This window comes from Corallococcus exercitus (assembly GCF_003611585.1).
Classification (GTDB): Bacteria; Myxococcota; Myxococcia; order Myxococcales; family Myxococcaceae; genus Corallococcus; species Corallococcus exercitus.
The window spans coordinates 1-6,475 of record NZ_RAVW01000500.1 but is presented as its reverse complement, the minus strand read 5'-3'; the positions used below and the strand labels follow the sequence as shown (position 1 = coordinate 6,475).

The 6,475-nt window shown below is 67.1% G+C and carries 10 protein-coding genes; 3 read left to right on the top strand and 7 right to left on the bottom strand.

The window, feature by feature from the left end; genetic code table 11:
* Window positions 1–368: MASE1 domain-containing protein (locus D7W79_RS36990; protein ID WP_244222178.1), on the bottom strand; the 368-nt coding region annotated here is incomplete at its 3' end.
* Window positions 369–579: 211 nt separating this feature from the next.
* Between D7W79_RS36990 and D7W79_RS36985 the strand changes: the two genes are divergently transcribed.
* A complete protein-coding gene (locus D7W79_RS36985; protein ID WP_120529981.1) occupies window positions 580–825 on the top strand; it encodes a hypothetical protein in 246 nt (81 codons plus the stop codon).
* A gap of 89 nt (window positions 826–914) precedes the next feature.
* Here D7W79_RS36985 and D7W79_RS36980 read toward each other — a convergent pair whose 3' ends face one another.
* Together D7W79_RS36980 and D7W79_RS36975 are read right to left on the bottom strand one after the other, a co-directional pair.
* Complete coding sequence (locus tag D7W79_RS36980; protein ID WP_120529980.1) at window positions 915–1,106, bottom strand: hypothetical protein; 192 nt, start codon at window positions 1,104–1,106, stop codon at window positions 915–917.
* 92 nt (window positions 1,107–1,198) lie between these two features.
* Window positions 1,199–1,405, bottom strand: coding sequence for a cold-shock protein (locus D7W79_RS36975; protein ID WP_120529979.1), 207 nt, complete (start codon window positions 1,403–1,405; stop codon window positions 1,199–1,201).
* A gap of 356 nt (window positions 1,406–1,761) precedes the next feature.
* Between D7W79_RS36975 and D7W79_RS36970 the strand changes: the two genes are divergently transcribed.
* Window positions 1,762–2,895, top strand: coding sequence for a fatty acid desaturase family protein (locus D7W79_RS36970; RefSeq protein ID WP_120529978.1), 1,134 nt, complete (start codon window positions 1,762–1,764; stop codon window positions 2,893–2,895).
* Window positions 2,896–2,965: 70 nt separating this feature from the next.
* On the opposite strand, the gene D7W79_RS36965 is transcribed toward D7W79_RS36970, so the two are convergent.
* From D7W79_RS36965 to D7W79_RS36950, 4 genes are all read right to left on the bottom strand, one after another.
* The gene (locus D7W79_RS36965) at window positions 2,966–3,625 is read right to left on the bottom strand and encodes an HAD family hydrolase (RefSeq protein WP_120529977.1); all 660 of its coding nucleotides are present in this window, start codon (window positions 3,623–3,625) and stop codon (window positions 2,966–2,968) included.
* 111 nt (window positions 3,626–3,736) lie between these two features.
* A complete protein-coding gene (locus tag D7W79_RS36960; protein WP_120529976.1) occupies window positions 3,737–4,315 on the bottom strand; it encodes an ExbD/TolR family protein in 579 nt (192 codons plus the stop codon).
* Window positions 4,316–4,333: 18 nt separating this feature from the next.
* Complete coding sequence (locus tag D7W79_RS36955; protein ID WP_120529975.1) at window positions 4,334–4,822, bottom strand: ExbD/TolR family protein; 489 nt, start codon at window positions 4,820–4,822, stop codon at window positions 4,334–4,336.
* Between the two features lie 154 nt (window positions 4,823–4,976).
* Complete coding sequence (locus D7W79_RS36950) at window positions 4,977–5,714, bottom strand: MotA/TolQ/ExbB proton channel family protein (protein ID WP_120529974.1); 738 nt, start codon at window positions 5,712–5,714, stop codon at window positions 4,977–4,979.
* Window positions 5,715–6,028: 314 nt separating this feature from the next.
* On the opposite strand from D7W79_RS36950, the gene D7W79_RS36945 reads away from it, so the two are divergent.
* The coding region (locus tag D7W79_RS36945; RefSeq protein WP_500681250.1) for a cyclic di-GMP-binding domain-containing protein, MshE-related at window positions 6,029–6,475 on the top strand (447 nt) is incomplete at its 3' end.

Here is a 6,475-nt window from a genome sequence, read left to right as displayed (position 1 = left end):
GCCCCCAGCCCCGCGCCCGCGCCCAGCCACACGACGTCGCGCACGCGGTGCAGCTCCCGCGCGCCTTCCATCCGCCGGAACAGCAGCGCCGCCAGCACCGCCTCCAGCGTGGAGCCCAGCACGACGGACAGCCCCACGCCCGGGCTCACGCCCATGGCGTACGACACCACGCCCGCGCCCAGCGCCACGGCGGGCCAGCGCGACACGCCCAACAGCAGCAGCCCTCCCAGGGCCACGCCCGACGGCAACCAGACGGGACAGATGTGGCTCTCGTCCGCGGCCAGCAACAGCGCCACCCGCGCGGCCAGCAGGTACACCGCCGTCAGCGCGAGGACCTCCACGAGGCCCCGGACCGGGAACGCCGCCACACGGGCCTGAGGACGACCTTGGATGATGACTCCCCCCGTCCCTTCAGGGCCGTGACGCCAGGCCGGAAGGAACATGCGTCATGCTAGCGGGGACGCCAGGGCGTTGCACCCCGTCCGCGGGGAGGCCCGCCCGGCAGGCAGGCGGTGTCCGGCGGGCGATGCAATGGACCCCCTCCGGGACCGTAGAAAAGGACAAGGAGGAACGAATCTCATGTCGCGTCCCGGTCTTGCTGCGCTGCTGTCGTTCTTCATCCCCGGCGTGGGGCAGATCTACAACGGTGACATCCTGCGCGGGGTCTTCTGGCTCATCGTCACGCCCGGCTTCTGGCTGGGCACGGGAGGCATCCTCGGCTGGGTGTGCCACGTCATCGCCGCGGCCACCGCGTACAACCGCGCGGAGGACAAGGAGCGGCTGAGATACGGCGTGGGCTGGCCACGCACCCCTGAAGCACGCTGAAGCGCGGACATGAAAAAGGGGCCCACCGGCCCCTTGCCCACCGCCGCCCCGGTGCCCTCATGGGCCGGGGCGGTGTTGCTTCATCAGACTCAGGTGTTGAACGCGTCGGGCAGCGGCTGCGGGCCCGGGATGATACCGGCGATGTCGGGATCCTCTTCGCCTGGCCCGCGCGCCGGACGCTGATCCTTCTCGGTCTTGCGCTCGGCCTTCTTGGCGTCCTTCTCGCGCTGCTTCTGCTGGCGCGCCATTTCCTTCTGCCGCTTCGTGGACCTTCCCTGCATGGAACCTCCTGGGAAACATTGAGCGAAAAAGAGGCCCGGCCCCTTCAAGGCCGGACCTCGTGGATGCGTGAAAAGCAGCAGAGCCGGAAGGCTCAGCCGACCGGGCGGACGTTCTCCGCCTGGAGCCCCTTGGGGCCCTTCTTCACGTCGAACTCCACCTTCTGGCCCTCGGCCAGGGTGCGGAAACCGTCCGCCACGATGGCCGTGTGATGGCAGAACACGTCCGGACCACCGCTGTCCTGCGTGATGAACCCAAAGCCCTTCGCATCATTGAACCACTTCACCGTACCACTTGCCATGATCTGCTTCCTTGTCCCACTGGCAACCCTGCGAAATCGCCGGACTGCCCGCCCCCGAATTTTGGGGCGAAGACCGCGCCTTAGCCCTGAACAGGCATGAAGTCGAGCCGGGAACCACTCCCGGTCTCCCACACGCCGTCGAAGGTAACAACCTCGATCCGGCAGTGAAACGCCTTCATGGGGCGGGGCATTTCCCGCTGGCTGACGCTCCAGGCAGCCAGGGGTGACACCGTCCCGGAGCCCCGGTGTTCCGGAATAGTTTTCAGCCCTGAACACTTCCAGCCGGACGTGGCCTATCGTGGATGCCCCGTACCGGCAGCACCCCTGCAGACTCCAATCGTGAGGCGTCCCTCCCAGTGACAAACCCGACCCGTGTGACCTTTGGCCAGCGCGATTCCTCCTTCGCCGAGGACCTGAAGCGACGCGTCTCCGAATACTTCGAGACCCGGAACCTCTCGCAGCGAGCCAACAAGGCCATGTACGTGAAGGCCCTGTCCATCCTGGGCTTCACCGCGGGCGTCTACGGGCTCTTGCTCAGCGGACACTTCAATGCCTGGGGCATGCTGGGCCTGGCGGTGCTGATGGGCGTGGCCATCGCGGGCATCGGCTTCTGCATCGGCCATGACGGCGTGCACGGCTCCTACAGCGACGACGCCCGCGTGAACGGCGTGGTGGGCTTCGCGTTCGACCTCATTGGCGCGAACAGCTACATGTGGCGCATCACCCACAACGTCCTGCACCACACGTACACCAACATCCAGGGCATGGACGAGGACCTGACGGTGAGCCCGCAGCTGCGGCTCTCGCCGCACAGCGAGTGGAAGCCGTACCACCGCTTCCAGCACCTGTACGCATTCACGGCGTACTCGCTGACCACGGTCTTCTGGGTGTTCGCGAAGGACTACAAGTACTTCTTCCAGAAGGACCTGGGCCCCTACAAGGGCAAGAAGCACGCGCCCGCCGAGTGGGCCCGCCTGCTGGCGATGAAGGCCGTGTACTACGGCTGGACGCTGGTGATTCCGTGGCTGGTGCTGGACGTGACCTGGTGGCAGTTCGTGGTGGGGCAGCTGGCCATGCACATGACGGCGGGCTTCATCCTGGGCATCGTCTTCCAGCTGGCGCACGTGGTGGAGAACGCGGAGTTCCCCGTGCCGGACACGGAGGGCAAGGTGGAGGACGCGTGGATGGTGCACCAGCTGCGCACCACCGCGAACTTCGCCCGCAAGAACCGCCTGCTGAGCTGGTACGTGGGCGGCCTCAACTTCCAGGTGGAGCACCACCTGTTCCCCAAGGTGTGCAGCATCCACTACCCGGCGCTGAGCGAAATCGTGAAGGCCACCGCCGAGGAGCACGGCCTGCCCTACATCGAGGCGGTCACCTTCCGCGGCGCCGTGGCGTCGCACTACCGGATGCTCAAGCGCCTGGGCCGTCCGCCCGCGGTGGACGCCGTCCCGCAGCAGCCCAAGCCGGACATGGCCGTGGCGGCCTGATCCACGACGCCGCCGTGCGGTAGACCCCAGGGGCCGTCCTCCTCACGAAGGAGGCGGCCCCTGCTGCTTTTCAGGCGCCCGCGGTCCTGAGCGCGGCCAGCAGCTCGCCCGCCGAGGAGACCACCGCGCGAGCCCCGTGCGCGTGCAGCTCCGCCGCCGTGCGGAAGCCCCAGGTGACGCCCACGCCGTACATGCCCGCGGCCTTCGCGGTGTCCATGTCCACGGAGGTGTCCCCCACGAAGCCGCACGCCTCCGGCGCCACGCCCAGCTCCGCCGCCAGGGCCAGCGCCGCGGTGGGGTCCGGCTTGCGCGGGATGCCCGGCCGCTCGCCGTACACGGCCGTGAAGCGCACGCCCGGTAGGAGCCGCGCCGCCAGCCGCTTCACGAAGTCGTCGGACTTGTTGCTGAGCACGCCCAGCCGCACACCGTCCGCCGCCAGCGCCACGAGCGCGTCCTCCACGCCCGGGTAGGCGCGCGTCCGGTCGAACAGGTGGGCGTCGTAGTAGGCGTGGTACGTGGAGAGCACCTGCCCCTGGAGCGCGGGGGCCGCGCCGGCGGTGGCCCGCTCGGCGAGCTTCGCCACGCCCTCTCCCACGAAGCGCAGGTAGGCGGCCTCCGGGTGCGGCGGCAGGCCGTGCTCCGTGAGCGCGTGGTTCATCGCCGTGGCGATGTCCCCCAGCGAGTCCACCAGCGTCCCATCCAGGTCGAAGAGCACGGCGCGCAGGAGCATGATGGGGCGCTTCTCTAGCAGAAACGCGAACGCCCCGACCCATGCAGGGTCAGGGCGTCTTTTGTAAAGCGCGGATCCCGGAACCGGCCGGGATCCGCCGCGAAGCTGTTGTTACGGGGTGACGGCGGCGGTCTTCTCACCGGCCGCGGCGCCACCCGCCTGGATGACGGCGAAGTTGATGTTGCTGTAGCCGGCCGTGGCGCAGCTGAACATCACCCGCTTGATGACCTTGAACTGGACGTCCTTGTTGGCCTGGATGTTGACGTCACCCTTGAAGGTCTCGCCACCACCGGCCATGGAGTGCAGGTCCTCGAACTGCTTCTTCATGTCCCGCAGCTTCTCCTCCAGCGCGGGAATGTTGAGGTACTCGTCCTTGGTGAGGTCCTCCACCCGGCCCACGATGGTGCCCGACACGCTGACCTGGTCGTTGGACACCATCACCACCGGGTGCATCTCCACTTCCTTCACGTTGACCGCTTCGGGAAGGACGATGTCCTTGGTCATCATCAGCACCTCGCCCGTCGCGGAGAAGTTCGCGATGAGGAAGAGCACGATGATGACGAACATGTCGACGAGCGGGGTGATGAGCAGGTCCGCGTTGCCGTTCTTCTTGCCGTGACCGCCGTGGCCGAAGACCTTGGAGTGCTCCAGCCGCTTGCCGTACCGCTTACCGGGAACCTTGATGCCCATGGCTTGGGTGCTCTCCTGTTAGCCCATCGCCGCGGAGACCGACACCTGGGGCAACCCGGAGCCGATGCACTCGTCGATGATGCGGACCAGGTCCTCGTAACGGACCAGGTCCTCGGTCTGAAGGGTGATGGCGGACTGGTCCGGCAGCTGCGCCTTCAACTCCTTGAAGCGCGCCACCAGCTTGGTCAGGTCCGGCCGGCCCTTGTCATCCCGGGTGAGGGGAATGGGGTCGAAGGCGCTCTGGTCGGCGGTGAGGCGCATCTCCGTGGGCGACACCAGGAGGGTGAGCTGGACCGTCTTGGTCTTCTCCTCCTCCTGCTGCTCGTCCGTGGAGGCCCCGCCGGCCTGCGACACCTGGAGACGGCCAATCTGGGTCCAGACCGCCGTCATGATGAGGAAGCTGATGGTCACTGCCATCAGGTCGATGAAGGGCACCATGTTGATGGCGGTATCGAGCGGCTTCTTGCCACCCTTTCCACCGGTGCCCAGGTCCATTCCGCCGGCCATGGCGACTACCTCCCTGCTCTACCGCGCTCTTCGCGCACGAACGACGTTTCAAGAAGACTCTGGGAACGGACGCGACTGTCTGGGTCCACCACTTCGGGGCTACCAGACAGCGCGCCGGTACATCCGGTTCCAACCTGGCGCTGCGTGAGGAGGATTACTCCTCGGCGTGCGCGGAGGCCGGGATGTTCAGGTTCTTGAACTTGTCGCGGTTGGCCACGATGAGGTTCAGCACGGAGACGCTGGTCTCGTTGATGTCGTTGATGAGGCCCTGGGTGCGGCCCATCAGCACGGAGAAGGCGATCAGCGCCGGGATGGCCGTGAGCAGACCGAAGCCCGTGCAGTTCATGGCTTCCGAGATGCCGTTCGCCAGAATGGTCGCCTTGTCGGCCGGGTTCACGTTCGCCACCGCCTCGAAGCAGGTGATGAGACCGTTCACCGTGCCCAGGAGGCCCGCGAGCATCGCCGCGTTGCCGAGCATCGCCAGGTAGCCCGTGCGCGCCTCCAGGCGGGGCGTCTCACGCAGGCTGGCCTCGTCGAGCGCCGCCTGGACCTCTTCCTGGCCCTTGGGCACGTTCATCAGGCCGGCCTTGATGACGTTGGTCAGCGGCGTGTTCTTCTGGCCGGCCACGTAGTTGATGGCCTTGTCCAGGTCGCCCGCGTAGATGTGCTTCTTCAGCCCGCGCAGGAAGCCTTCCTTGTTGATGGAGGCCTTGCCGAACAGGACGATGCTGCGCTCGATGATGATCGAGAGCGCGACCACCAGACAGACCGCGATGGGGTACATACCGGCCTGACCGGACTCCCAGCGGCGCCCCAGTTCCTGCAGGAAGGTCTCATTGCCGCCGGCGGCGTTGGCGAGGACGGACAGATTGGCTACGAACCCCAGGTTCATCACGGAATGCCTCCAGATGGGCGGAGCGACACGCGCTTGCGGGCCACTTCGCACTGCGACCGGCCGGGTGGACATCCACCCAGGTCAGAAGCAGGAATTTTGGATCACGGTGGCGCCGAGTCTAGGAACCGCTCCCAGGCGTGTCAAGGCAGGCACCCTCAGCGTTAGTTACTGAAATCTCACAGGAATTTTGCGTTGGCTCGCGGCTTGCCAAGTCGCTCCCCAGGGCACACGGCAGGCCCTTTCCAGTGGCTTGCGCAACAGGCGTGCCAGCGATTTGGGCACCTTCGGGTGCCGTGCTAGGCGGGGAAACCATGGCCAGGAAGCGCATTGGTGAGCTGCTGGTGGAACGCGGCGCGATCACCCCCGCCCAGCTGGAGGCGGGGCTCGCGGCGCAACGACAGACGCGGCAGCGGCTGGGCGTGACGCTCATCGGTCAGGGCGCCATCACGGAAGCGACGCTCGCCCAGGCGCTCAGTGAGGCCCTGGGGATGCCGCAGGTGGACCTGGCGGCGATCACGCCGGACTGGGCGGCGGTGCACCTGTTGCGCGCGCGCTTCTGCGAACAGCACGACCTGTTCCCCTACGCGCTGGAGAACGTGGGCGGCCGGCGCCAGCTGGTGGTGGCCATGGCGGATCCGCTGAACATCACCGCCATCGAGGAGATTGAATTCACCAGCGGCCTGAAGGTCAGCGGCCGGGTGACGGCGCTGTCCGCGGTGCGCGGCGCCATCCTGCGCTACTACCACAAGGTCCCCGTG

Bases quoted from the DNA above. Each gene is read 5' to 3' on its own strand.
- D7W79_RS36985 (WP_120529981.1), top strand. From the start codon at position 580: ATGTCGCGTCCCGGTCTTGCTGCGCTGCTGTCGTTCTTCATCCCCGGC.
- D7W79_RS36980 (WP_120529980.1), bottom strand. From the start codon at position 1,106: ATGCAGGGAAGGTCCACGAAGCGGCAGAAGGAAATGGCGCGCCAGCAG.
- D7W79_RS36975 (WP_120529979.1), bottom strand. From the start codon at position 1,405: ATGGCAAGTGGTACGGTGAAGTGGTTCAATGATGCGAAGGGCTTTGGG.
- D7W79_RS36965 (WP_120529977.1), bottom strand. From the start codon at position 3,625: ATGCTCCTGCGCGCCGTGCTCTTCGACCTGGATGGGACGCTGGTGGAC.
- D7W79_RS36960 (WP_120529976.1), bottom strand. From the start codon at position 4,315: ATGGGCATCAAGGTTCCCGGTAAGCGGTACGGCAAGCGGCTGGAGCAC.
- D7W79_RS36955 (WP_120529975.1), bottom strand. From the start codon at position 4,822: ATGGCCGGCGGAATGGACCTGGGCACCGGTGGAAAGGGTGGCAAGAAG.
- D7W79_RS36950 (WP_120529974.1), bottom strand. From the start codon at position 5,714: ATGAACCTGGGGTTCGTAGCCAATCTGTCCGTCCTCGCCAACGCCGCC.